This is a genomic window from Microbacterium sp. NPDC028030, from assembly GCF_040637855.1.
GTDB lineage: Bacteria > Actinomycetota > Actinomycetes > Actinomycetales > Microbacteriaceae > Microbacterium.
The window spans coordinates 338079-362026 of sequence record NZ_JBEZXF010000001.1; the positions used below are offsets into that span (position 1 = coordinate 338079).

Sequence of the window (23948 nt, forward strand, 5' to 3'; positions counted from 1 at the left end):
ACACCGACACCGACACCGACACCGACACCGACACCGACACCGACACCGACCCCAACACCCGACACCCGATCCTGGCCCCGGCTATCAGGCGGCGATGTCGAAGCGAGCCCGCCCGCCAAGACGCGGCTTCCGCGCGGGGTCGACATATCCCGGCGGCACGAACCATACCCGCGGCCCTTCGATCCGGATCTCCCACCCGTTGTCGTGGATCCGGTGATGACAGGTCTCGCAGAGAAGCACTCCGTTGGAGAGATCGGTCGGTCCGTGATCTCGTCTCCACCAGCGGATGTGGTGCGCTTTCGACATCTCGGGCGGCAGACCGCACATGGCGCACCCGCCGTCTCGCTCGACCAGAGCGAGGCGTTGCGCCCGAGTGAAGAGCCGTTTCTCCCGACCCCAGTCGAGCACTTCACTCCCGGCGCCCAACACGCACGGGATCACCCCGCCGCCCGCGGCCATCCGTCGTGCCGCTCCCACGCTGACCGGCTGGTCGAGACCGTCGACCGTGGCCGACCCGCTGCCGGACTCCAGCTCCTCCACCCCGATCCGCACGACCACCGTCGCGCCGGCCAGAGGCACCCGCTGCTCGCAGCCGAGCACATGCCCACAGAAGACGGCCAGCGCATCCGCCTGGATCATGGGCACGGAGCGCCGGTCGGCATCCGGTGACGTCCCAGCGGGGGCGTCCTGGCGCGCGGCGAAGGCCGCCGTGACGTATCCGCGGATCGCGGTCACGATCGGCGCTGCGGTCTCTGCGTCGAGCTGCGCGTTCAGGTGCACCATCCCGTCGCGTTCGAAGATCGTGAGGGAACGGCGTGCGCGCTGCTCTTCCGAGCGTGGCTCGACACCGTCCGGGTCGAGCCACGCCTCGGCGCGGACGATGAGCTTGCGGACGTCGTCGAGCGCCAACCCCTCCGCAGCCTCGGTGAGCATCCGTTCCCCCGCGGCGATGCGATCGGCACCGGCCGCGACTCGACACCTCTCGAGGAGAGCGATGATGAGGGCAGCCGCCTGTGCGCTGAGCGCACCCGTGCCGAGGGCCTCTCGAACCACGGGGTAGCGCGCAGGAAGGCGCGATCCAATCAGGTCGGTGCGCGGGGCCGTGGCCTCGCCCACCTTCACCAGGCGGAGAGCGTCGCCGGTCGACACTCCGGTCGTCGCGGCGATGAGCTTGGCGGGAGTGCGGAACCCCTGCTGCTTGGCCAGACTCTCCGGCCCGAGCTCGGGGCGCGATTCGCGGGTGATGCCAGCGGCCACATCGACGTGCACGGCATCGAGCCGGCGCTGCAGCGCGCCGATCGCGTCGTTGACGGCGATCAGCTGCCCGCGAGAGAGATCGGTCGCCTCATCGGCTCCGGCCCAGGCCGCGTCGAGGTGAGCCATCGCCTCGTGCAACCCGGTCAATGTGGACATGCTTCATGGTATCGCGGGAGCACCTCAGTCTAGAAGGTTTGTTCGAATCATATACCGAGATTCCGCACGAACAGCCCCGCCACCCGGGAACACTTCCTGCACAACTTTCACTCAGATTCGAAGTTATGCACGATGTATGGAATCACCGGCGGACAGCAGCTCCTGCAGCCGGTCAGACTCCCCTGCCGCCATCGCGTAGCCGTGCTCAGGCGCCGGGTACACGCCTTCACGGACCTCGGTCGCATACGCTTCGACGCCCGCGACCGCTGCCACGCGCAGTTCGGCGTAGCGCTTCACGAACTTGGCCGCTCCCCCGTCGTAGAGCCCGAGCAGGTCGTGGAACACGAGCACCTGCCCGTCGGCATCCGCTCCAGCGCCGATGCCGATCACCGGGATGTCGAGGCGCGACACCAGGACCTCCGTCACTTCGGAGGGGATCGCCTCGACGACGAGCATCGAGCACCCGGCCTCCTGCAGGGCGACGGCGTCGTCGATCACGGCGAGCGCGGCGTCGGCGGTGCGGCCCTGCGCACGGTAGCCGCCGAGCGCGGTGGCCGTCTGCGGCGTGAGCCCCACGTGTCCGACCACGGGGATGCCGGCCTGCACCAGAGCGCGCGCCCGGTCGACGGTCGTTCCGCCACGCTCGATCTTCACGAGGTCGCAGCCCGCCTCCTTGACGAAGCGCTGTGCCGTCGCGATGGCCAGCTCGTCCGACGCCTCATATGATCCGAACGGCAGGTCGCCGACGAGCAGCGGCCTCGTCAGCCCGCGCCGCACCGCCTTGGTGAGCATGAGCATCTCGTCGATCGTGACCGGGACTGTGCTGTCGTAGCCCAGGACGGTCATGGCGGCAGAGTCGCCCACCAGCACGACGTCGACGCCCGCCGCCTCGACGATCTGCGCGCCGGGGTGATCGTACGCGGTGACCATGACGATGGGCTCGCCGGCGTCCTTCTTCGCGGCGAGCGCGGCGAGCGTCACACGCTTCGCCGGGGCGGCGTGGGCACTCATGCGCGTGCCTCCGTCAACAGGAGATCGACGGCGTCGTCGACCTGGATGATCGCGTTGCCGCGGTCGACGTGCACGACGACAGGCTCGTAGCTCGCGAGGTCGTCGCGCGAATAGTCGGCGTACGAGATGACGATGATCGTGTCTCCGGTGTGGACGAGGCGCGCGGCGGCGCCGTTGACCTGGATGACACCGGAGCCCCGCTCGCCGACGAGAGTGTAGGTCTCGAAGCGGGCACCGTTGTCGACGTCGACGACGTGCACCTGCTCGTGCGGGAGGATGTCGGCGGCCTCGAGCAGGATGGGGTCGATCGTGATCGAGCCGACGTAGTTCAGGTCGCTCGCGGTGATGGTCGCGCGGTGGATCTTCGACTTGAGCATGGTGCGTCGCATCAGGCGTCGCCCTTCGGGTCGGTGGCGCTCGGGCCGGCGGTGGCTGTGTCGGTCAGGGAGAGGAGGTGGTTGTCGATCAGACGCGCAGCGCCGACGTGCGCCGCGACGGCGAGCAGGGCATCACGGTCGACACGGGCCAGTGGCCGCAGCGTCTCGGCATCCCGCAGCTCGAGGTACTCGGGGTCGATCCCCGCCTCTCCGAGCGCCCGACGAGCGGCCGAGAGGATGCTGCCGGCATCCCGCGCGCCTGCCGCGAACACGTCCGCGGCGGTGTCGAGCGCGCGGTTGAGGGCGGTCGCCTGTGCGCGTGCCTCCTGGTCGAGATAGACGTTCCGCGAACTCATGGCGAGCCCGTCGGTCTCGCGCACGATGGGACACGCGACGATCCGCACGTCGAGGTCGAGGTCGCGCACGACGCGGCGGACGACGAGCACCTGCTGCGCATCCTTCTGCCCGAAGTACGCCGCATCCGGCCGGACGATCCCGAACAGCTTCGTGACGACCGTGGCGACCCCGTCGAAGTGGTGCGCACCGCGGCTCGCGCCGTCGAGCACGTCGGTGAGCCCCGCGACGTGGATCGTGGTGGCGAACCCGTCGGGGTAGATCTCGGATGCCGTGGGCGCGAAGAGGATGTCGACGCCCGCGGCCTCGGCGAGCGCGGCGTCGCGGTCTTCATCACGCGGGTAGGAGCCGAGGTCCTCGTTCGCACCGAACTGGGTCGGGTTGACGAAGAGCGACACGATCACGAGGTCGGATGCGGCGCGCGCCTCCCGCATCAGAGAGAGGTGCCCGTCGTGGAAGGCGCCCATCGTGGGGACGAGGCCGACGGTCGCGCCATCGCCTCGGGCGTGACCGACGGCTGCCCGCACCTCGGGGATCGTGCGGAGGATTCTCATGCCGGGGACTCCTTCGGCTCCGCGCTCGTCTTGTCGGGAGAAGGTACGGATGTCGGGTGGAACGGACGGGTTTCTCCCTGCATCCGTGCGCCCTCCCGACGTCCGTGCCCGGTCTTCGGCGTGCAGGAGGCGATCGTCTGCGTGGCGGCGGCGAGGGCGTCGAACAGGTCCTGAAGTTCGAGCTCCGCCGCCGCCGACCTCTGGCGGGCGACCGTGTCTGTGTCGCCTCGGGCGATCGGTCCGGTGAGGGCCTGCTGAGCGCCGAGGCTCGTCCAGTTCTCGACGGTGCGCCGGACGAGCGGCGCGAGGAGTTCGCGCGCCTCGCTCTCGGGGATGCGTGCGGCCGAAGCGAGCTGCTCCGCCGCATCGAGCACGGTGAGGACGAAGTTCGACGCGAACGATGCGGCCGCGTGATAGCTCGCACGGTGCTCGTCGTCGACTGCGAACGGACGTGCGCCGAGTGCGCGGACGAGGGCATCGGCGACCTCGAACGCCTCGTCCGTGCGGCCGTCGATCGCCGCGCCGATGCCCTGGAACACCTCGGGCGTCTCCGAACCGGTGAAGGTCTGCAGCGGGTGGAGGCTGAAGTCGACGTCAGTCAGCGGGGTCGCACCGGACACGTGTCCGACGAGGCGCACGTGCGGTCGGGCGACGAACGCCACGGCTGGGATCGCCGCGTCGGGGACGCAGAGCAGCGCGATGTCGGCCGCTGGCATCGACTCCTCCCGTCGGAGCGGTCCGAGAACAGCGAACCCCGCGGCACGCAAAGCCCGGGCGAGCACGCGACCCACCCGACCGGCGCCGACGATGGCGATGGTCGTTGCGGGCGCGAGCGAAGAGGCGGGTTCCATGTCGATTCCCCGAGCCGTATGGGGGTGGTTCGGATGCGAGAAGTATCCGCCTATCGAGCCGGCCGCTCCAAATCCGAGAGCAATATGACATGCAGGAGGAGCTGAGGACATACCTGAATCATCATGGATTCAGAATTTGGCTTGGCAGATCGCTCCGACGTCTCGTTCAGCCGCGCAACACCGAGTCGAGCAGTCCGGGGAAGAGGGCGTCGAGGTCGTCGCGCCGCAGCGTCAGCATCCGACGCCGCCCGTTGGGTTCGTTGCGAATGACGCCGGCTTCGCGCAGCACCTTCATGAAGTGCGACTTGGTCGACTTCGGCAGGTTGGGGTCGGTGGCGTGACAGGAGGCCATGTCGAGCGGGCCGTCGGCGAGCTGACGCGTGATCGCGAGGCGCTCGGGGTCGCTCAGCGCGAAGAGCACGTCCGTGAGCTGGATCTCGGAGCGCTCCGGGTGCGGAAGATCGCCAGGCATGGTTCGATAATAGTTGAACAATGACGGGATGGCGAGTACGCTCCGATAGTTCGATGATTCTCGAACCTTATGAGGAGACGCCATGACCAGCACCGAGCCGATCGTCCGCCCGGCCGTCGTCGAGCGAGCACGGGAGGGCACAGCTCCCCGCGCGCGGTTCGGGTTCGTGCTGGCGATCGTGGCGCAGATCCTGATGATGATCGGGGCGAGTGCGCCGTCGCCGTTCTACCCCGTGCTCGCGCACGACATCGGCTTCCCGGCGGTCGTGATCAGCGCCGTGTTCGCCGTCTACGCCGTCGCGCTGCTGCTCACGCTCCTCACCGCCGGATCACTGTCGGACCATGTCGGCCGGCGACCGGTCGTGATCGCGGGGTTCCTGCTGCTGGCGGGGAGCATGTTCCTGTTCTGGCACGCGGATGCCGTCGCCATGCTGTTCCTCGCCCGCGTGCTGCAGGGTGTCGCGAGCGGTCTGCTCATCTCGGCGCTGTCGGCGACGGTGCTCGACTTCACGCCGGGTGGCCGCGCGGGGACCGCAGCACTGTGGAACGCGTTGAGCCCGGGGATCGGCCTCGCGCTCGGCGCACTGGTCTCAGGCGTGATGCTCGACGTCAGCGGTGAGGCGCTGCTCGACGTGTTCGCGCCGTTGAGCTCGGCGTACGTGCTGCTCGCCGCCCTGTTCTTCCTCGTGCCGGAGACGGCGCCGCGCAAGCCCGGGGTGTGGGCGTCGTTGAGCTTCCGGCTGTCGATCCCCTCGGCGATCCGGGCGGACTTCTGGCGTGGGGCACCGGCCGTGATCGCGGGGTGGGCGACGGGTGGACTGTTCCTGTCGCTCGGCGCGAACATCGTGCGTGGTGAGCTCGGTGGCGAGGCGCACGTGTGGCAGGGGCTCGGCGTCGTGCTGCTCGCGGGGGTCGGCGCCGTGACGGCGTTCGTGCTGCGGAAAATCGCGGCGCGGTCGATGGTGCTGTTCGGCACGTCTGCCCTGGCCGTCGGAACGCTGCTCTCGCTCGTCGCACTCGGCCTCGGATCCCTGCCGTTCTACCTCGTCGCGGCGGCCGTCACCGGCATGGGGTTCGGCACGGCGTTCTCGGGAGTGGTCGCGTCGCTGGCCCCGCGGATCCCGGCGACGGAGCGGGCGGACACCTTCGCGGTGCTGTACGTGCTCGCGTACCTGGCGTTCGGGGTCCCGGCCGTGATCGCCGGAGCACTGGTCGGGGTCGTCGGACTCGAGGCCGTGTGCGTCGGGTATGGGGTCGTGGTGATCGCGCTGGCGGCGGTCGCGTTCACGCTGCGGGTGCGGGCGTGGCGGTAGGCAGCCTGGCGTCGGGGCCTCACGAGCAGAAGTCGTCCGCGAACCGCTGGAACTCTTCGGGACTCACAACGGGGTCATCCGAAGAATCGTAGATATCGGACGCGAACATCCCGATCGGCGTGAGCACCTCGCCGGGTTTCACCGCCGCCAGTTCGCTGGCTGCGAAGTGGCCGGATACGGCGTTCTCACCGTTCTCGCCGAACGCCGTCACGCTGAAGAGCACGTCCTTCCCGAGTGTCTGCTCGCGGAACGGCATCGCCACGTCGCCTGCCCCGATGATCGGCTCCGACAGGGCGAACTCCTTCGCCTTGACGTTCCGCCACCCTTCGGAATCGCCGTCCTGGTTCGGAGGGAAGGAGTTGATGGCGCGAAGCTCGAGACTGTCCACCGACCCGTGGCAGAGGCGCACGAGAACGTCGAGTGAACCGTCCCGCTGTCTGAGCAAGCCCAGTGTTCCGGTCACGGCAGGCGTGCACGCCGTCAACGCCAACGTCGGCGCCAAGAGCAGGATCGCGACGCCGCGCCAACGTGTCATGACGGAACGCTAACCCGAGGCGCGCATCCGGGGTGTGAACGTATCGGAATCGTGATGGCGGGGCGTCGCCACCCGGCATCCGCTCTACGCGCGAACGTCGGCCTCTTCCCCGAGGCGCCGTGATCGCGGGGTCTGCGAGGGAGCCCGGGGTTGCATGCGATCACGGTACAACCGCGGCCAGTGGCGGATCGGCGACAGGCAGGAGTCACCCTGCGGCATTCCGGTGCGCTGGTCCGCGTTGAGGGTCGTAGTCAGTAGGGCTGCACCCGTGGGTCAGGACACGGTCATGGGGGTGACATCGACGTCGATCACCCCGAACGGGAACGGGCTGAAGACCGACCAGGACTCGGAGCTGAACTGCTCGAGCGGGATCATCATCATCCACGCGTGCGAGACGACGATCGCGACGAGCGCGAACAGGCCGACCGCTCGCAGAGCCCATTCCAGGGTGCGCAGCGCCGCGCGTTCGTCGGTCGCCTTCATCACGCGACCGATCGCGAGGAGGACGATCAGAGCGATGCCGAGGTAGACCAGCGGGCTGGGGCCGAGCGTGAGCTGGACGCACATCGGAGCCTCGTCCACCGAACGGCCCGATGCGTCGATGAACCCGCCGTCGGCATCGATACCGCCTGGGCAGATTCCTTTGCTGCCGTTCATGAAGGCGGGGTAAAGGAACGCGATGATCAGGGACCAGATCAGAACGCGGCGGATTCCCCTGATCACCACGACGCCGGCCAGCCCGGGGGCGGCCGAGGTCTCCGACGGGGTCTGCGCGAGCGACATGGCGGTCTCCTTCGAGGTCGGTCGCTCTCATCCTGTCGCACGATGCGTCGGAGAGGAAGGACACAGGCGTGCCGGCGGCGCTGCATATCGGCCGTACCCTGGAACGTCTGCCTCTTCCTCCGAGGCGCCTTCCCCTGGAGCATCCATGTCTGCAACGACGGTCGACGATCGTTCCCGCTACCGGGCCAACCCCTCGGTGCTCACCGCGCTGAAGAATCCGCGGATGCTGACCCGCGAGGTGCTGGCCGGACTCGTCGTGGGGCTCGCGCTGATCCCCGAGGCGATCGCGTTCTCGGTGATCGCGGGCGTCGACCCGAAGGTGGGGCTGTTCTCGTCGTTCATCATGGCGGTGTCGATCGCGTTCCTCGGCGGACGTCCGGCGATGGTGACCGCGGCGACCGGAGCCGTGGCGCTCGTGATCGCACCGGTCGCGCCGACGTACGGGCTGGACTATCTGATCGCGACCATCATCCTCGCGGGCATCTTCCAGGTGATCCTCGGCGTGATCGGCGTCGCGAAGCTCATGCGTTTCATCCCCCGCAGCGTCATGGTCGGGTTCGTGAACGCGCTGGCGATCTTCGTGTTCAGCTCGCAGTTCCCGCAGCTGATCGACGTGTCGTGGCTGGTCTATCCGCTGGTGGCGCTCGGCATCGTCGTGATGCTCGTGATGCCGAAGATCACCAAGATCGTGCCGGCGCCTCTCGTGTCGGTGATCATCGTGACCGGGGTCGTGCTCGCCTTCGGGATCACGGTGCCCACCGTCGGCGACCAGGGCGAACTGCCGCGGAGTCTGCCGTCGCTGTTCATCCCGAACGTTCCGCTCACGTGGGAGACGTTCACGATCATCGCCCCGTTCGCCCTCGGTGTCGCGCTCGTCGGGCTGATGGAGTCGCTGCTCACCGCGAAGCTCGTCGACGAGATCACCGACACCCACTCGAACAAGAGCCGCGAGTCGTGGGGGCAGGGCGTCGCGAACGTGCTGTCGGGCGTGTTCGGCGGCATGGGCGGCTGCGCCGTGATCGGTCAGACCATGATCAACGTGAAGGCCTCGGGCGCGCGGACCCGCATCTCGACCTTCTGCGCCGGGATCTTCCTGTTCCTGCTGGTCGTGGTTTTCGGCGACTTCGTCGGCACGATCCCGATGGCCGCGCTCGTCGCCGTGATGATCATGGTCGCGATCGGGGCGTTCGACTGGCACAGCATCCGTCCCTCGACATTGAAGCGCATGCCGAAGAGCGAGACGTTCGTGATGGTTGCGACGGTTGCGTTGGTGCTGGTGACGCACAACCTGGCCGTCGGGGTCGTGGGTGGGGTGCTGGTCGCGTCGGTGCTGTTCGTGCGGCGGGTGGCGCACTTCGTGTCAGTTACACGCGTTCTCGCTGAGGCGGGTGACGTTGTGACGTATGCCGTGGAGGGGGAGTTGTTCTTCGCGTCGAGCAATGACCTGACGACGTTGTTCTCGTACTCGGACGATCCGGCGCGGGTCGTCGTGGATCTGTCGGGGTCGCATGTGTGGGATGCGTCGACCGTTGCCGCGCTGGATGCGATTGAGACGAAGTATGCGACGTTGGGGAAGACGGTGGAGATCGTCGGGATGAATGAGAGCAGTCAGCGGATGCGGGGGCGGTTGACGGGTGGGTTCGAGTAGACCGTAACGACCGGTCGGGGCACGAGAAGGACCCCTCGTGCCCCAACCGGGCATACGTCGCTGCTGCGTCTCGGCCGCGTTAGTCCTTATACCGACGAACGGCTTCCCGAATTCCGTCGGCATGCGAGTAGATCTCGTCGAGCTCCTCGATGGCGTGGCGCGTCTCGACCTTGTCTTCGTCTAGTAGTCCCAGGTACTTCTGCTTCCCGTTGAAATGAAGACGAGCCACGGGCTTTCGATTGTTGTCATCGAGCAGAACGGCGAAGTAGCTCTTGGCATCGCGGTGGGTGACCCGCTGAGGCTTCACCTCGCCACAGGCGATGGCTTTGACGATCTGATACCCCTCAAGCTCCTCGAGAGTGGTCTCGATCTCGGTGTCTCGATCGAGATCCGCCTCAACGACCTCGGCGCTCGTCGCCGGCGACGGATCGCTGGTGTGCGCGATCCCACTTACCCCGAGCGCGGCCTTAAGACGGTCATTTACCCGCTCGTTCAGGAACTGATGCGCAGCCTTGCCGACCAGCCCCGTGAATTGCTGACGCACCTTCTGCGTGTACGAACCGTCGTACACGCGCGTCGCGAAAAACTTGATCCACTCGTCGGTTGGCTCGCGGAACTGGCCTGCGATCTCTCGCTTGAGCGCGCCGATGTACTTGAGCTCCTCGGCTGCGCTGATGATCGAATCGAGGTCGAAACTCTCCTTGCTGAGCTTCTGAATCTCCGGGATTAGTGTCTCGTCGATGTCGAGCAAGTCGAGGACAAGGAACGGCTTTGCATCCATCCGGTTCGGTGCATCGAGGTCGGTGTAGAAGTGCCAAACGACCCCGTTCGTCAGAACAGCGATGCGCGCATTGGTCACGGCAAAGTAGCGGAACAGTTGGGAAGCGTGCTCGATCTTGAGCGAGCCCATCGACGGCTTGCACTCGATGAGGATCTGAACCTCATTGTCGCGCATGATGGCGTAGTCAATCTTCTCGCCCTTCTTCGTGCCAACGTCGGCTGTAAACTCGGGGACAACCTCGAGCGGGTCGAAGACGTCGTAGCCAAGAATCGTCGAGATGAACGGCATGACGAATGCATTCTTCGTCGCCTCCTCGGTTCCGATCGCCGTCGCCTGGTTCTTGACCTTCGTTGCGAGGGAATCGAGACGTTCTGAAAACTCCACCGTTACTCCGTTCGTCCTTGAACACGCTTTGATCCAGACGATAGCGGACCTTGAAGCGAAGGACGGGCGACGCAGCATATCGATATGCTGCGTCGCGTGAGCACTACGACGCCGGCCCGACTCTCGCTCGAACTGCACGTCAGCCAGAAGCGCATCCGCAGCTTCCTCCGGGAGCAGTACGGCAGGCTGCCCGAAGGCGTCGCCCGGTGGGAACTCGAGGACAGTCAGGCTGACGCGGTGCGGGCTCAGTTCGATCGGCAGCTCCGACCCACCGACCCGATGGTCTGGACATTGGAGATCGGCGACACCGTGCTGCGGCGAGAGTTGCACGCTGCATACAAGGGTCAAGAGCAGGGCGGGATCATCACGCCCAAGTCAATTCCCGACATACTCGTCATCACTAGCCCGGAAAGCGGAGCGAGGCACGGGTACGACACCTTTGAAGGGCTGCAGGGAGACGGTTCATTTCTATACACGGGCGAAGGTCAGTACGGTCCGCAAGTATTCGCCCGCGGGAACACTGCGCTTCGAGACGCTGCCGAAAACGGCCGCCCCATCCGCCTGTTCACCAAACAGGGCACCTACGTCACCTACGTAGGGGAGTTCACCACTGGTGAGCCAGCGTTCAGAATCAAGACAATCCCGGACTCCGACGGGAACCCTCGCGAAGGAATCATCTTTAAGCTCGTGCCGGTTGACGCCGATGTGGAAGCACTCGATGCGCCATCCGCGCCCCTCACGGAAATCGCGCAGGCCTCGTCTTGGGCACCTCCCGAGTTTTCGTCGTACGTCGTCGGAGCCCCACTCATCCCTGCTGAGCGAGTCGTCTCCCGAATCGAGTTCGAGTTGCAAAGAGACTTCGGGCAGTGGATCAAGTCCCGCGGTGAAACTCCTCAGCGCCTTCGCCTGAGTTCCGCAGGAGCCACGATCGAGCCCGATCTCTACGTCTCAGAGTCAGGCTGGGTCGTCGAAGCGAAGAAGTCGCCCGCCCGTGAATACGTTCGCACCGCGATTGGGCAAGTCCTCGACTACTCGCGGCTGGCTCGGGAGTCCGGCAGGCCTGCAGTTCCCGTCATCTTGCTTCCCAGCCGACCGATCGCTCATCTCGAGGCCTTGTTGGCTGAGTCGGGAATCCTCCTGATCGTCCGCGACGACGAGGGCTTCTTGGTCATCGAGTAGGCGACCCGGCCGCAAGTTCCGCGACAGATGGCAGGTCGGGGGCGGCCCAATCGAGATCCGGCAGATCGCTAGGGCAAACCCAGCGGAGTTCATCATGATCGAGGCTCTGGGTCGGTGGTTCTCCGAGCAACCTGGCGCGGAGACAGATGAGGCGGATGGTGCTTTCGCCGACCACGGTGTCATCCGTTCGAAGCGGCGCGGTTACCTCGATGGAAGTGCTGAGCTCTTCGCGTATCTCTCGCGCCAAAGCCTCGCTGTGCGTCTCACCCATTTCGAGTTTGCCGCCGGGGAACTCCCATTTCCCTCCAGCCGCCTTCTCCGGCCGACGGCGGCACGCAAGGATCTTGCCTTCATGCTCGATGATGGCTGCAACGACCTCGATAACACGGCTCTCGCTCACTATGCCTCCGAGAGCAAGCTAACAGGGGTGTCCTCGGGGCCCGTACCCCGACCCTGATACCTTCGCATCATGCCGTCGCCGCAGACCCTCGCCGCCCTCCGCGCCTTCGTGGCCGAACGAGACTGGGACCAGTTCCATTCGCCGGAGAACCTCGCGAAGAGCATCGCGATCGAAGCCGGCGAACTCCTCGAGTGCTTCCAGTGGTCCCCGAAGTTCGACCAAGAACAGGTCGAAGCGGAGCTCGCGGATGTCGTCAGCTACTGCATCCATCTCGCGAACAAGATCGGCGTCGACCTCGACGAGATCGTCATGAAGAAGTTGGAGTCGACGAAAGCGAAATACCCCGTCGAGCTGGCGAAGGGGCGCATGACGAAGTACACCAAGCTTTCCGAGGCGCCGGAGTGACAGCATTCAGCATCCAGCGCCTTCCTTTCCGCCGTGACGCTGTTGATACGTGGGCGCGTGACGACAGCCGGCACACCAACTGGCCGGTCGTCTATGTGCTCGAAGGCGACGCCCAACGCAGTTCGCCCGGGCTCTACGTCGGCGAGACCGTAAGCGCGGCAACACGTATGCGTCAGCACCTCGCCGGTTCGAAGAAAAACGAGTCCCTTGAATCGATCCGCGTCGTCGTGGATCACACGTTTAACAAGTCAGTCTGTCTCGACCTCGAGTCTCATCTCATCCGCTGGTTCTCGGGCGACGGTCGATATCGCATCCTCAATGGCAACGACGGTCTGACAGACGCGCAGTATTACGATCGCGATCTCTACCGCGAGTCTTTCCGCGACGTGTTCGAGGCGATGCGAGCAGAGGGACTCTTCTCGCGGAGCATCCCGCAAATCGAGAATTCTGACCTGTTCAAGCTCTCGCCCTTCAAGGCTCTGACCGATGACCAGGGCATCGCGATCATGGACATCCTGGAGGGTCTGCTCGAAGATCTTCAGGACCCCGGCGCTCGCTCAACCCTCGTCGTTCAAGGCAACCCAGGAACCGGCAAGACGGTCATCGCGATCTTCCTGATGAAGTTGCTCGCCGACATTCGCGACTACGACGACCGCGACGGCATCGAGCCGGACTCGATGTTCTCAGAGTTCTTCGTCCCGGAGAATCGAGAGCTGCTCAAGACCTTTCGTATGGCGCTCGTAATCCCGCAGCAATCTCTGCGGATGTCGGTGCAGAAGGTCTTCAAGAAGACCCCCAAACTTGACGCTGCGATGGTGATGTCGCCATTCCAGCTCGGCGAATCGGACGAGACGTACGACCTCGTTCTCGTCGATGAGACCCACCGCCTCGGCCAACGCGCCAACCAGGCATCAGGCGTGCAGAACAAGAAGTTCCGCGAGATCAACGAGGCTCTGTTCGGAAGCGACGACCCTCGTTACACCCAGCTCGACTGGATCAAGGCTCGCAGCAAACATCAGCTCCTGCTCGTCGATGGGGAGCAGAGCGTACGGCCGCATGACCTTTCTCCGGCGGCGCTCCATGCAGAGGTCAGTGAGGCGAAGGATGCGCATCGATTTTTCCGGCTGACGACCCAGATGCGCGTACAGGCGGGCGCAGACTACGTCGAATTCGTCCGCGCCCTTCTGCGGGATGAAGAGCCATCGCTCCCCAGCCTCGGTGAGTATGAACTCCGCCTCTTCGATGACCTCGGAGAGATGCGCGATGCCATCCGGCAGAAGGATGCTGAGGTCGGCCTTTCCCGCCTCGTCGCAGGGTACGCGTGGGATTGGGTGTCGAAGAAGAACCCAGACGCATTCGACATCGAGATTGACGGTGAGCGCATGCGGTGGAACGGCACAGATAAGGACTGGATCAACTCGAAAGGGTCGCTTGAAGAGGTCGGCTCGATCCACACCGTTCAGGGGTATGACCTGAACTACGCAGGCGTTATCATCGGGCCCGACCTCCACCTCGACCCGGCATCCGGTCGGATCGTCGCTGATCGCGAGAGCTATCGAGACAAGAAGGGCAAGGAGAACACCGGGCACCTGAAGGATGCGTTCGGAGACGATGACCTATTGACGTTCATCCGAAACATCTATGGGGTGCTGCTAACACGCGGGATGCGTGGAACGTACGTCTACGTGTGTGATCCGGCCCTGAGAGAGCGTCTGGCCGCGGCGCTCATGCGCTAGCTTCGCCCTCCCCAAACCGCTCCCCCGAGCTCACCTGCTGCGCCACCCGTCGCAACGCCAACAACAACGGCTCCACCAACACCGACCCCAACACCACGTACCGCACCGCAGCCCCCGCCGACTCCTCCGGCACCCCCGCGATCTCCGCATCCGCAATCCGCCGCATGCTCGCGAGGTACTCCGCCATCGCCGCATCCGGAACGGTGAACCCGACGCGCTCCAACCCCTGCAGCGCCCGAGCGACCGCATACAGCACCGCCTCATCGCACATACCTGGCTTCCACCCGAGCCCCGCGACAAGAGCCTCAGCGTCCGTCAGATCCAGCGAATCATCCACCGGCGGAGTGATCGCCGCATGCGCCGCCCCCAGCAGCTCGTGCGCACTCGCCGGCGGATCATCCAGCGCCCCGAGCACCCGCCGCGTCTCGGCGATGCTCACCCCCGCGTCGAGCAACGCCCGGATCACCCGCAGCCGCTCCACGTGCTTCTCAACGTACGCGGCCTGAGTCGCAGACGACCGCTCACCCTCGGGCAGCAGTCCCTCGCGCAGGTAGTACTTGATCGTCGGCACGGTCACGCCGGTCTGGGCTGACAGTTCGGAAATTCTCATGGCCACCTCTTGACTTCGATAGTAGCGCTATCCATTATGGATAGTGAAGCTATCTAACCAAGGAGTCATCATGTCGAAAGTCATCACGGGCCGCATGACCCACCGCCACGAGGGCGAGCTCGTCGTGTTCCACATCGGGATGCAGATCAACCGCTGGTGGCGCCCCGACCTGTGGATGCCGGCCTTCTTCGCCATGCCGGGGATGCTGCGCGAGCTCTCCACCGATCCCGACTCGGGCATGCTCGGCTACCACCTGCTCTTCGGCTCGGGCGGACCCTACGTGGTGCAGTACTGGTCATCCGTCGACAAGCTCTACGCCTACGCGTCCAGCCCGAGCCAGCAGCACCGCCCCGCCTGGACAGCCTTCAACCGCGCAGCCCGCAAGGCTCCGGGCGCTGTGGGGGTGTGGCACGAGACCTTCCGCGTCGACACCGCGGAGAGCGTGTACGTCTCGACGAAGCCGATGGGACTGCCGAAGGCGACGGAGCTCGTCGAGGTCGGGAAACGTCAGGAGCGGGCGCAGGCGCGGTTCGCCGAGGGGCGGACGGAGGCGAGGGATGAGGCAGTAGCGGAGCGCTAACTATTCAGAGGTTCAACACCCCTCTGGACACATCCTGGTGAGACTGAAGCTAGCGGCGACTCCTCAGCGCCAGCGACCTCGAATATATTTCTATTGCCCTCATTTGTGTCGTTTCATTGTCCATGCAGGGCAATGATGCCGACTATTGGAGGGACTTATGAAGAACCGCAACGCAGTCGCAGCACTGGCGCTAGCCGCGATCTTCGGGATGTCAGCACTCACTGGCGCGACTTCGGCGTCCGCCGACACCACGTCGCCCGCCGCGGCCGGAACCAGAGCCGTTGGCGCGAGCACAACGGCTGTCGATGCCGCCGCCCAAACGGATTCGAACTCGCCCGACTGCATCGTTTGCGGAGTCCCGGTCAAGAAGGCAGTGAAGCTGAGCGGACCGGTCCTCATATCCAAGAAGTTCGTGCGCTATCTCACGGGCGCCTGGGCCAGATCGACAGGGTATGCCTGGAGCTCATCCACCACCGTAAGCGCCAGCATCGACTCGAGCGTTGGCATGTCCGCTGCGGGTGCGTCCAGCAACATCGGAGTCTCAGCAAGTGTGACCAAGAGCTACTCCATCACGGTAAATATTGCGGCGAGCAGCACGAGGTACTCCAAGCTCGGTCTCGCCTCGAACTTCAACAGGTACTACGTCAAGTCCGCCTACTTCCAAGACGGTAAGCAACTCGCTGGTTCCTCGTGGAGCTACGGATACCTTTACGCCCCCACGAAAGACCAGTTCCTCATCGTTTACTACCAGTGACATCTGCCAGTACCGTGAGCCTCAATAGGCGCGCTGCGTTTGCCGTGATCGCCCTCGGAGCGATCGCGACCAGCGCCACATCGTGCGCACCGACACCAGAACCGCGACCGGCATCCCCTCCGGCATTCGCTCTCACGGCCGCCGAGGTCGTCTTCGCCGCCGGTCACCCCTACCCCGTCAACTTCATCTTCGTCGCGCCGGAGAGCGATGCCATCTGGACCGACCTGACCGGTGTCGAACTACCGGGCGATGCGTCGGTCGGCCCCGGCGAGTTCGATGTCATCCGAGGCGCGGTGGTGGACGGATACCAGCTGGGGAACATCACCTTCGAGATCACCATCCCCGCGGATGGCATCGCTTTCGAGTCGATCGGGCTGGTCTACGCGCACTCGACGGAGCCGGAGTACGTGGACGTCGAATCATGGACCCTCACTGAGGCACGACCCGAAGAGTTCGCCACCGCAGACGCCAAGGCTGAAGTCACCGCCATGTCGGAGTGCACCCGGGCCGAGCTCCCAGTCCCGCCCCCACTGGCCTCGGTCGGCAAATTCAGTACGGGATCCTCCGATGTGTCCGCGGAGGATGTGGCTCTCGCTCCAGACCGCGGAGCGATCGACATTTCGCTGTCCTGCACCAACGACGCGGACTTCTACGTCATCAGTCCGACGCTCGACTACACCGACACCGAGGGCACGGCGAAGAGCACTCGCTTCGCTCCCATCGCCATCGGCTTCCAAGACATAGACGACGCCGACTTCCGCCGCATACGACAGCGGTGAAGCGGGGCGCTGCCCCACGACGCCTTGCGACCGCTGGCGAGATTCTCCTCGCGCCGTTAAAAGAGCACTGCGAAGTGTGGACTCTGTGCGTCGACGCGGCCCGCACGACAGGGACGCATCACATCACAATCACCATCAGATGGATGTCGTCAAATATATTGATAACAACCTCATACGTGTGTTTCCATGGTGATGGTTGACGATGAGGTCGATCACGGAGCAGCAGACGAGAGCACAGACCAAAGGCGGGCTGCCCAGGGCTTCGCCATCGGAACGTGACAGGAATGCAGCAGGGCGGGCGGCAGTGGCCGCGATCGTACTCAGCGCGATCGCGGCCACTTCCACATCTGCACGCCCGACCTCGACACAAGCACCTCCCCGGACTGATCAAGGAGAAGAGATGCACAGCGAAGACGATGTGCAGGCGACTGCCGGGAAGCCCCACGGCACCGCACGTGAGCGCGCATGCATTGCGGCAATGGTCCTCCTCGGAGGCATGCTTCCGGTCGTCGCGAAGCTGCCCCTGTTCCAAGACGCTGTGTGGGTGTTCTGGCTCGCGGCCCTCGCGCTCATGCTCGGCGCGCTCGCCCTGGTCGTGCGCGTCACCTGGCGCGAGCGACGCTCCAGCGGACACTAGCGCCGCATCCTCGACTTGCTGCGTCGGGGTGGTCCGTGGTCGGGAGGAGATCCGCGATACGGAGGAGAGATTCGGGAGAAGTGACCTCCGAACGGCGGAACACCTCCGGAACGGGCAGGGCTGCCGCGCGAGGGTTCCCACGAAGAGGGTTCCCACGAAGAGGGGTATCCCGCGGACGAGGCCCGCCCGAGGCTTACCCCGCGATGCCCCGGAGCAACCGCACCACGGTGTCTTCCACGCGCTCGGCACTCAACGGCTGCCCGATCAGCGCGGAGTACGACGCGATCGCGATGAACTCGTCCGCGACGGCGGCAGCATCCACATCCGCCCGCACATCGCCCGCATCCCGTCCGCGGGACACGCGCTCCGCCACCCACTCCCGGATCGGCGCCGCCAGCCTCTCGTTCAACACCAGTCCCAGCTCCGGATCAGCCGCCGTCACCTCGATCAGCGCGCGCGCCAACGACACACCCTCGGGCCGAGCCAGCCCCGCCGACACTGCCGTGAACCACGCCCGCAGGTCCGCGCCGAGATCCGACGTCATCGGCACCGTCGCGTCAGACCCGGGCACCGAGCCCTCGAGCAGCGCCTCACCCAGGATCGCGGCCTTCGACGGCCACCACCGATAGATGGTCTGCTTCGACACCTCGGCCGCCTCGGCGAGACCCTCGATCGTCACCGACTCGTACCCGTCTGCGGCGAGCGCACGCCGCATCGCCTCCAGCACGGACTGGCGGGCTTTCTCACTGCGAGGACGAGGCACCATTCCACCGTACAGAGGCGTACACTGGAACATAAGTAGACGCACCGTTGCGAAACCCGAGCAAGGAGAAAGAGCATGGCCCTCACCGCACACTCCACCATCGGCGACTGGATGAACGACCCGACCGGCGGCCCGCTCATCCGTGGACTCTTCGAGCAGACGGGCGCCGACCCCGAACTCCTCACCCCCGTGCTCGGACTGCCTCTGCAGCAGCTCGTCGCCATGAGCCAGGGCCAGCTGCCCCAGTCGGTCGTCGACGACCTCGTGCGCGCCGCGAACAACGGCGAGATCCCCGAAGACGACGCCTCCGAGGGTTGGGCCGAGAAGACCACCTCCGGCCGCTTCGCCGGCAAGACCGTCATCGTCACGGGCGCTGCCTCGGGCATCGGCAAGGCCACCGCCTCGCGCATCGCCCGCGAAGGCGGACGTGTGATCGCGAGCGACATCGCCGCCGAGAAGCTCGACGCCCTCAAGGCCGAGCTCGCGGATGCCGACATCGTCACGGTCGCGGGCGACCTCACGAAGCAGGACGCGATCGACGCCGTCCTCGCCGCTGCGGGGGACCGCATCGACGGCCTCGCGAACGTCGCCGGCATCAACGACGACTTCTCCCCCGCCGGCGAGACCCCGGACGCCGTCTGGGACCGCGTCATCGCGATCAACCTGACCGCCCCGTTCAAGCTCATGCGCGCGGTCATCCCCGTCATGGAGAAGGCCGGTCGGGGCGCGATCCTCAACGTGTCGAGCGAGGCGGGCCTCCGCGGCAACGCCTCGGGCAACGCCTACACGGCCAGCAAGCACGGCATCATCGGCGTCACGAAGTCCGCGGCCTTCATGTACGGACCGAAGGGCATCCGCGTGAACTCCGTCGCCCCGGGCGGCGTCGCCACCGGCATCCCGATGCCCCCGAACATGTCGGAGTACGGCTCCGGGCGTCTCGCCCCGTTCCAGCAGTCGATCCCGACCGTCGCCACGGCGGAGCACCTGGCCGCGTCGATCACCTTCCTGCTGTCGGACGACGCCGTGAACATCAACGGCGCCATCCTCGCCTCGGACGGCGGATGGTCGGTGCAGTAAGCACCTCAACCCGCGAAGCCGACGCCCCCGCCGACCCGAACGGCGGGGGCGTTTCGCGTCCCCACCGACCCTGTCGCGCGCACGCCATGCCCGCGCGGTGTCGCGCGCTTCGAGGGCGTCAGCGCTTCGTCGTGAGGACGACCGACGTGAGGGCCGCCGCCGTCAGCCCCAGCGCACCGACTCCGAGCAGCACCAGGCCCGCGGGCCAGACGGCCAGCAGAACGACGTCGTACATGTCATCGCCGGCCGGCATCGACTGGTCGATCGTCCCCGTGTTCGTGAGGGCGATACCGGTGATCAGAGCGATGAGCGGAAGCCCCCAGGCGAGCATCCACGACAGACGCCGGATGGTCGTGCGCTGAGTCTCGTCGTGCGTCGCCGCCTCCGAAGCATCCTGAGTCGCGTCCATGCCTGCACCCTATCGGGGAGATCGCAGCGCACCGGGATTCTCTTCGAGCTCTCGGATGCCGACGCGGTCAGACGACCCGCATCCGCCCGACCGCCGCACGCACCAGCGCCGCGTTGCCCGGAGCGGTCGAGCCGTCCGGCAGCAGGAGCGTGTCTTCGAGCCCGATGCGCGAGTCCCGCCCGAGCTCCACCGCGAGGTCGAACGCAGGCCACGCGGAACCCTCTTCGCCGTGCAGCAGGATCGGGATGTCGGGCTCCTCGAGCTCGACGTGCGCGATCATCGCCTCGGCATGGTCGCGCACCACCTCCGCGGGTTCATCCGGAAGCTCGATCAGCACACGAAGGCATTCGCCGCGCAGCGGTGAGCGTTTCCACACCTCGAGCCCCACCGCGTCCCACAACCCGGCCTCGACCGCGACCCCGCGACGCACGAGCAGCGCGGCCACCTCTTCGGCCCCCGCCTCGTGCCAGTTCACGGATGCATGGTCCGGCAGCTCCGTCCACGCCTCGATCGCCGCGAGTCGCCGCCCGACATCAGGCTCCGCCCAGGCACCTGTCGTGACGCCGACCGGAACACCGGGAGCCGCAGCCCGCACGGCCCACACCCAACGAGCGACGTCGTCGGCCGTAAGACTGTCGCGACCGGCAGCATTCTTCGGGTGCACATGCACCTCGCCCGCTCCGGCCGCGACGGCGCGCGCCGCGTCGGCCGCGACCACCGTCTCGTCGGCACTCAGCCACGGATGCTCCGCGACATCGCGCGCACCGTTGACACATGCCTGCAGCAGCATCATCCGATCAGTTCGCGCGGGTGGAGACCGTAGACGCTCGCCGTCTCGGACGGACCCTCCTCGGCGCGCACGGTATGGGCGACCTGACGCGCGACCGCCGCACTGCGTCCGACTTTCACGGCCTCGGCCTCGTCTTCGAAGCTGCTGCCCAACGTCTGCGATTCGCCCTCGATGCGGTTGAACCAGATGCCGTTGCGGTGGAACGTCTCGATGTCGCCGGTGGCCATGGGAGTCCTTTCACTCGGACTCCTTTCTACGCCGGACCACCGACGCGAGGGGAGCCCCTTGACACCCTCGACCGCGCCGTCCGAGATGCGGCTCAGCGGCGACGGGCGTGCTCTCGCACCGCGGCCCCCATCGCAGCGAAGGCCTCTTCGAGGATCGGCCGTGGCGTGGCGAAGACCACCCGCACGAACTGCTCCGCACCCCTGCCCAGCAGGCGCCCCTCGGTGAGCACGACACCGGCGCGGTCCCGGAAGAACTCGGCGGGCGGGCCGGGGATGCCCAGGGCGGCGGTGTCGATCCACCCGATGTACGTCGCCTCGGGCGCACGGTACACGGCGCCGGGCAGGTGCTCGTCGACCAGGGCCGCCAGTTCCCGCCGAGACCCGTCGAGATACCCGATCACGTCTGCCAACCAGGGCCTCCCGTGGCGATACGCCGCGGTCGATGCGACGACGCCGAGGGTGGCCGCGCCGTGCTGCACCGCGAACCCGAACCGCTTGTACAGCTCCTGATCCACATCGTTCGAGGTGATCAGCTGGGCGGTCTTGAGGCCGGGGATGTTCCACGCCTTCGAGGCACTCGTCCCCGTCACGGTATGCGCCGCCGTGGCCTCCGACACCGAGGCGTAGGGGACGAACGGCGCACCCTCGTACCGCAGCGGCGAATGGATCTCATCCGCGAAGACCCGCCCGCCATGCCGCTGCACGACCTCGGCGATGGCCTCCAACTCCGCGCGCCCGGCGATCGTCCCCGTGGGGTTGTGCGGGTTGCAGAGCACGAGCGTCCGCGCCCCGGCCGCGAAGGCCTCGTCGATCCGTTGAAGGTCGTGCTGCCATCGTCCGTCGACCACGACGCCGGGGGCTTCGATCACCGGATGCCCGACCGCCGGCAGATATGTCAGAAAGGGCATATATGCCGGAGTCGGCACGATCACGGGTGAGCCGGCTGGCGCATACTCCTGCACCGCCACGCCGAGAGCCGCCATGACATCCGACACCGGATGCACGCGCTCGGGATCGACGGCCCAGCCGTATTCGTCGCGCATCCAGTCCGCCGTCGCCACACTCAGATCCGCCGCCTGCGGGGGAGAGAGGTACCCGAGGTTCTCGTCGTCGATCGCCCGGTGCAGCGCGCCCGCGATCTCCGGAGCGACCCCGAAATCCATCTCCGCCACCCACGCCCCGATGCGCCCCGGATGCAGACTCCACTTGCGACTCTGCGGGCGGTCGAGGAAGAGGCGCGTGCGGGCATCGAAGGGATGCGTGGAGTGGTCCGCGGTCATGATCTGGGTCCCGTCAGTTCAGCAGACGGCGCCGGTACAGTTCGGGCGCGGGGCGCGGGGCGCGGATCTCGGGCACGGGGAACTCCATTCGCAGCGGGTCCGACCCAATCTACGGACGCCCCCTCGCCCTCGCATTCCACGTTTCCGTCCATGACGCCGAGGTGTTGTCTTCCATGACGACCACATATTCAGGCGACGTATAATGTTACGTGTCATCCTCGATGGGTGTCCGTGATCATCAGCAGACGACGCGGCGCTGGGGGCCTGGACTGGAGGAGATGAGATGACTGAGGAAGATCGCGCGGCATCGGACGCGGTTCTGATCCTGGAGGCCGTGGCGCGACTCCTGCGCGCATCGCCGAACCACGAGATGAGTGCGGACTGGGTCGCCATGCACGCCGAGCACCTCGAGCACGCGGCGCGTGTCACCGCCAAGGAGGCCGGCGTCCCTCCCGAGAACCTGCGGGTCCCTCGCCTCTTCGCGTCGGCGGAATGGGAGCGCGCGCTCGCACCGATCCTCTTCGCCCCGCGCGAGCTCGAGACGGTGTATCAGAACCTCGGGTACCCGCCGGGGACCGCGACGGCGACGTCCGAAGGGGCTCGCCGGTCCCGACTCGTCCACGCCCGCCGATCGGGGCGCTCCTGAGTCGTCGGCGTCAGCATGGCGTCGACCCCCTTTGCGCGGCGCCCGCTGGTAACGTTCCCTTGACCGTCGGCACCACATCTCGGAGGGCAGTGATGAGTGAACGAGCGCGCCGCCCGACCGTCAAGGAGGTCGCGAGCCGAGCCGGCGTGAGCCCCATGACGGTCTCGCGCACGCTCTCCGGTGGCGTGAACGTCAAGCCCGACGTGCAGCAGCGCGTCATGGAGGCGGTCGCCGAACTCGGCTACCACCGCAACGAGAACGCCCGCAGCATCCGCCCCGGTCAGTCGAGTGGACTGATCGGCGTCGCGATCACGAACATCGCCAACCCGTACTACAGCACCTTCGCGCTCGGCGTGGAGGAGGAGGCCGCCCTCACCGGCCGACGGATCCTGCTCGGCAACACCTCGGAGGATGCCGCGCGCGAGGCCGACCTCGTCGGGGACTTCCTCGGCCGCCGGGTCGACGGCCTCATCGTCGTCCCCGCCGGCACGAGCTCCGCGCATCTCGCGCACTCGCAGGCTCAGGGGGTGCCGGTGGTCCTCGCCTCGCGCCGCATCGACGGGCTCGCCGCCGACAGCGTCGTGCTCGCCGACGATGACGGCGCCTACCGCGGCACGACCGCCCTCCTCGACCGTGGTCACACCCGCATCGGCTACCTCGGCAATGCGCTGTCGATCTTCACAGGAGAGCGCCGTTACGCCGGGTTCGTGCGCGCCCTGCACGACCGAGGGCTCGCCCCGGACGCCGATCTGGTCGCGACGAATCAGCAGACCGTGGACCAGGCGCGTGTCGCCACCCGTGCCCTCCTCGACGCCGCGCATCCGCCCACCGCGATCTTCTGCGCCAACAACCGCAACGCGATCGGTGCGCTCAAGGAGATCAGCGCCCAACTCGGCTCCCGCTCGCGACCAGCGAGCGCCTTCCCCGAGATCGTGAGCTTCGACGACTTCGAGCTGGCGGAGCTCTCCCCCGTGCCGATCAGCGTGATCGACCACGACCCTCGGGAACTCGGCCGCACCGCCGCACGGCTGCTCCTCGACCGCCTCGACCGCGGCGAGCGCGACGCCGCGCCGCGTGCCGTGGAGCTTCCGGTCTCTCTCCGCGGGGTGCGCTGACCCGTCGCCCCGGCAGGTGTTGACACTCTCGACCGTCATTGATAACGTTACCAATCATCGACGAGGACGTCGGATGAGTCGACGAG

General features: G+C 66.5%; 28 protein-coding genes. 12 read left to right on the forward strand and 16 right to left on the reverse strand.

Annotation, left to right across the window (positions count from 1 at the left end; translation table 11 throughout):
- Positions 1-84: 84 nt before the first annotated feature.
- The 6 genes from AB0E56_RS01565 to AB0E56_RS01590 all read right to left on the reverse strand — a co-directional run bounded on the left by AB0E56_RS01565 (position 85) and on the right by AB0E56_RS01590 (position 5032).
- A complete protein-coding gene (locus AB0E56_RS01565; protein ID WP_359796318.1) occupies positions 85-1413 on the reverse strand; it encodes a DUF222 domain-containing protein in 1329 nt (442 codons plus the stop codon).
- Between the two features lie 123 nt (positions 1414-1536).
- The gene (panB, locus tag AB0E56_RS01570) at positions 1537-2424 is read right to left on the reverse strand and encodes a 3-methyl-2-oxobutanoate hydroxymethyltransferase (protein ID WP_359796319.1); all 888 of its coding nucleotides are present in this window, start codon (positions 2422-2424) and stop codon (positions 1537-1539) included.
- Positions 2421-2813, reverse strand: coding sequence for an aspartate 1-decarboxylase (gene panD / locus AB0E56_RS01575; RefSeq protein WP_359796320.1), 393 nt, complete (start codon positions 2811-2813; stop codon positions 2421-2423). The genes panB and panD overlap by 4 nt, the downstream gene beginning before the upstream one ends.
- Positions 2813-3709 carry a pantoate--beta-alanine ligase gene (gene panC / locus AB0E56_RS01580; protein ID WP_359796321.1) on the reverse strand — a complete coding sequence of 299 codons (897 nt, stop codon included), beginning with the start codon at positions 3707-3709 and terminating at the stop codon, positions 2813-2815. Before panC ends, panD begins: the two co-directional genes overlap by 1 nt.
- The gene (locus tag AB0E56_RS01585) at positions 3706-4560 is read right to left on the reverse strand and encodes a DUF2520 domain-containing protein (protein WP_359796322.1); all 855 of its coding nucleotides are present in this window, start codon (positions 4558-4560) and stop codon (positions 3706-3708) included. The genes panC and AB0E56_RS01585 overlap by 4 nt, the downstream gene beginning before the upstream one ends.
- Positions 4561-4726: 166 nt before the next feature.
- A complete protein-coding gene (locus AB0E56_RS01590) occupies positions 4727-5032 on the reverse strand; it encodes a transcriptional regulator (RefSeq protein WP_359796323.1) in 306 nt (101 codons plus the stop codon).
- A gap of 82 nt (positions 5033-5114) precedes the next feature.
- On the opposite strand from AB0E56_RS01590, the gene AB0E56_RS01595 reads away from it, so the two are divergent.
- Complete coding sequence (locus tag AB0E56_RS01595) at positions 5115-6344, forward strand: MFS transporter (protein WP_359796324.1); 1230 nt, start codon at positions 5115-5117, stop codon at positions 6342-6344.
- A gap of 19 nt (positions 6345-6363) precedes the next feature.
- Here AB0E56_RS01595 and AB0E56_RS01600 read toward each other — a convergent pair whose 3' ends face one another.
- Positions 6364-6879 carry a hypothetical protein gene (locus AB0E56_RS01600; RefSeq protein ID WP_359796325.1) on the reverse strand — a complete coding sequence of 172 codons (516 nt, stop codon included), beginning with the start codon at positions 6877-6879 and terminating at the stop codon, positions 6364-6366.
- A 273-nt stretch (positions 6880-7152) separates the two neighbouring features.
- Positions 7153-7662 carry a hypothetical protein gene (locus AB0E56_RS01605; RefSeq protein ID WP_359796326.1) on the reverse strand — a complete coding sequence of 170 codons (510 nt, stop codon included), beginning with the start codon at positions 7660-7662 and terminating at the stop codon, positions 7153-7155.
- A gap of 145 nt (positions 7663-7807) precedes the next feature.
- Between AB0E56_RS01605 and AB0E56_RS01610 the strand changes: the two genes are divergently transcribed.
- Positions 7808-9310, forward strand: coding sequence for a SulP family inorganic anion transporter (locus AB0E56_RS01610; protein ID WP_359796327.1), 1503 nt, complete (start codon positions 7808-7810; stop codon positions 9308-9310).
- 79 nt (positions 9311-9389) lie between these two features.
- Here AB0E56_RS01610 and AB0E56_RS01615 read toward each other — a convergent pair whose 3' ends face one another.
- On the reverse strand, positions 9390-10475 hold the full coding sequence (locus AB0E56_RS01615; RefSeq protein WP_359796328.1) for a type I restriction endonuclease: 1086 nt from the start codon (positions 10473-10475) through the stop codon (positions 9390-9392).
- A 96-nt stretch (positions 10476-10571) separates the two neighbouring features.
- Between AB0E56_RS01615 and AB0E56_RS01620 the strand changes: the two genes are divergently transcribed.
- Positions 10572-11654, forward strand: a complete 1083-nt coding sequence (locus AB0E56_RS01620; RefSeq protein ID WP_359796329.1) for a hypothetical protein — start codon at positions 10572-10574, stop codon at positions 11652-11654.
- Here AB0E56_RS01620 and AB0E56_RS01625 read toward each other — a convergent pair.
- Complete coding sequence (locus AB0E56_RS01625; protein WP_359796330.1) at positions 11644-12054, reverse strand: (deoxy)nucleoside triphosphate pyrophosphohydrolase; 411 nt, start codon at positions 12052-12054, stop codon at positions 11644-11646. The genes AB0E56_RS01620 and AB0E56_RS01625 overlap by 11 nt on opposite strands.
- A 69-nt stretch (positions 12055-12123) precedes the next feature.
- Here AB0E56_RS01625 and AB0E56_RS01630 point away from each other — a divergent pair, with 69 nt between their 5' ends.
- Positions 12124-12459 (forward strand): nucleotide pyrophosphohydrolase, encoded by a 336-nt coding sequence (locus AB0E56_RS01630; RefSeq protein ID WP_359796331.1) that lies wholly within the window; start codon positions 12124-12126, stop codon positions 12457-12459.
- Positions 12456-14195 carry a DNA/RNA helicase domain-containing protein gene (locus AB0E56_RS01635; RefSeq protein WP_359796332.1) on the forward strand — a complete coding sequence of 580 codons (1740 nt, stop codon included), beginning with the start codon at positions 12456-12458 and terminating at the stop codon, positions 14193-14195. The genes AB0E56_RS01630 and AB0E56_RS01635 overlap by 4 nt, the downstream gene beginning before the upstream one ends.
- Here the strand turns inward: AB0E56_RS01635 and AB0E56_RS01640 are convergent.
- Positions 14185-14805, reverse strand: a complete 621-nt coding sequence (locus AB0E56_RS01640) for a MerR family transcriptional regulator (protein WP_359796333.1) — start codon at positions 14803-14805, stop codon at positions 14185-14187. The genes AB0E56_RS01635 and AB0E56_RS01640 overlap by 11 nt on opposite strands.
- 70 nt (positions 14806-14875) lie before the next feature.
- Between AB0E56_RS01640 and AB0E56_RS01645 the strand changes: the two genes are divergently transcribed.
- The 4 genes from AB0E56_RS01645 to AB0E56_RS01660 all read left to right on the forward strand — a co-directional run bounded on the left by AB0E56_RS01645 (position 14876) and on the right by AB0E56_RS01660 (position 17555).
- Complete coding sequence (locus AB0E56_RS01645) at positions 14876-15385, forward strand: DUF4188 domain-containing protein (protein ID WP_359796334.1); 510 nt, start codon at positions 14876-14878, stop codon at positions 15383-15385.
- 157 nt (positions 15386-15542) lie between these two features.
- A complete protein-coding gene (locus AB0E56_RS01650; protein WP_359796335.1) occupies positions 15543-16139 on the forward strand; it encodes a hypothetical protein in 597 nt (198 codons plus the stop codon).
- Positions 16140-16183: 44 nt separating this feature from the next.
- Entirely contained in the window at positions 16184-16918 is a 735-nt protein-coding gene (locus tag AB0E56_RS01655) for a hypothetical protein (protein ID WP_359796336.1), read from the forward strand.
- 400 nt (positions 16919-17318) lie between these two features.
- Positions 17319-17555: a hypothetical protein gene (locus tag AB0E56_RS01660; protein ID WP_359796337.1), complete on the forward strand. Its 237-nt coding sequence runs from the start codon at positions 17319-17321 to the stop codon at positions 17553-17555.
- Positions 17556-17748: 193 nt separating this feature from the next.
- Here AB0E56_RS01660 and AB0E56_RS01665 read toward each other — a convergent pair whose 3' ends face one another.
- Positions 17749-18318 carry a TetR/AcrR family transcriptional regulator gene (locus tag AB0E56_RS01665; RefSeq protein ID WP_359796338.1) on the reverse strand — a complete coding sequence of 190 codons (570 nt, stop codon included), beginning with the start codon at positions 18316-18318 and terminating at the stop codon, positions 17749-17751.
- Between the two features lie 75 nt (positions 18319-18393).
- On the opposite strand from AB0E56_RS01665, the gene AB0E56_RS01670 reads away from it, so the two are divergent.
- Positions 18394-19395 carry an SDR family NAD(P)-dependent oxidoreductase gene (locus AB0E56_RS01670; protein ID WP_359796339.1) on the forward strand — a complete coding sequence of 334 codons (1002 nt, stop codon included), beginning with the start codon at positions 18394-18396 and terminating at the stop codon, positions 19393-19395.
- 118 nt (positions 19396-19513) lie between these two features.
- Here the strand turns inward: AB0E56_RS01670 and AB0E56_RS01675 are convergent, their stop codons facing one another.
- The 4 genes from AB0E56_RS01675 to AB0E56_RS01690 form a co-directional block, all read right to left on the reverse strand.
- On the reverse strand, positions 19514-19804 hold the full coding sequence (locus tag AB0E56_RS01675) for a hypothetical protein (protein ID WP_359796340.1): 291 nt from the start codon (positions 19802-19804) through the stop codon (positions 19514-19516).
- Between the two features lie 67 nt (positions 19805-19871).
- Positions 19872-20597, reverse strand: coding sequence for a 3-keto-5-aminohexanoate cleavage protein (locus AB0E56_RS01680; protein WP_359796341.1), 726 nt, complete (start codon positions 20595-20597; stop codon positions 19872-19874).
- Entirely contained in the window at positions 20594-20821 is a 228-nt protein-coding gene (locus AB0E56_RS01685; protein ID WP_359796342.1) for a hypothetical protein, read from the reverse strand. The genes AB0E56_RS01680 and AB0E56_RS01685 overlap by 4 nt, the downstream gene beginning before the upstream one ends.
- 92 nt (positions 20822-20913) lie before the next feature.
- Positions 20914-22101, reverse strand: coding sequence for an aminotransferase class I/II-fold pyridoxal phosphate-dependent enzyme (locus AB0E56_RS01690; protein ID WP_359796343.1), 1188 nt, complete (start codon positions 22099-22101; stop codon positions 20914-20916).
- Between the two features lie 283 nt (positions 22102-22384).
- Between AB0E56_RS01690 and AB0E56_RS01695 the strand changes: the two genes are divergently transcribed.
- Together AB0E56_RS01695 and AB0E56_RS01700 are read left to right on the forward strand one after the other, a co-directional pair.
- Positions 22385-22747: a hypothetical protein gene (locus AB0E56_RS01695; RefSeq protein ID WP_359796344.1), complete on the forward strand. Its 363-nt coding sequence runs from the start codon at positions 22385-22387 to the stop codon at positions 22745-22747.
- Between the two features lie 92 nt (positions 22748-22839).
- Entirely contained in the window at positions 22840-23862 is a 1023-nt protein-coding gene (locus tag AB0E56_RS01700; protein ID WP_359796345.1) for a LacI family DNA-binding transcriptional regulator, read from the forward strand.
- Positions 23863-23948 lie beyond the last annotated feature (86 nt).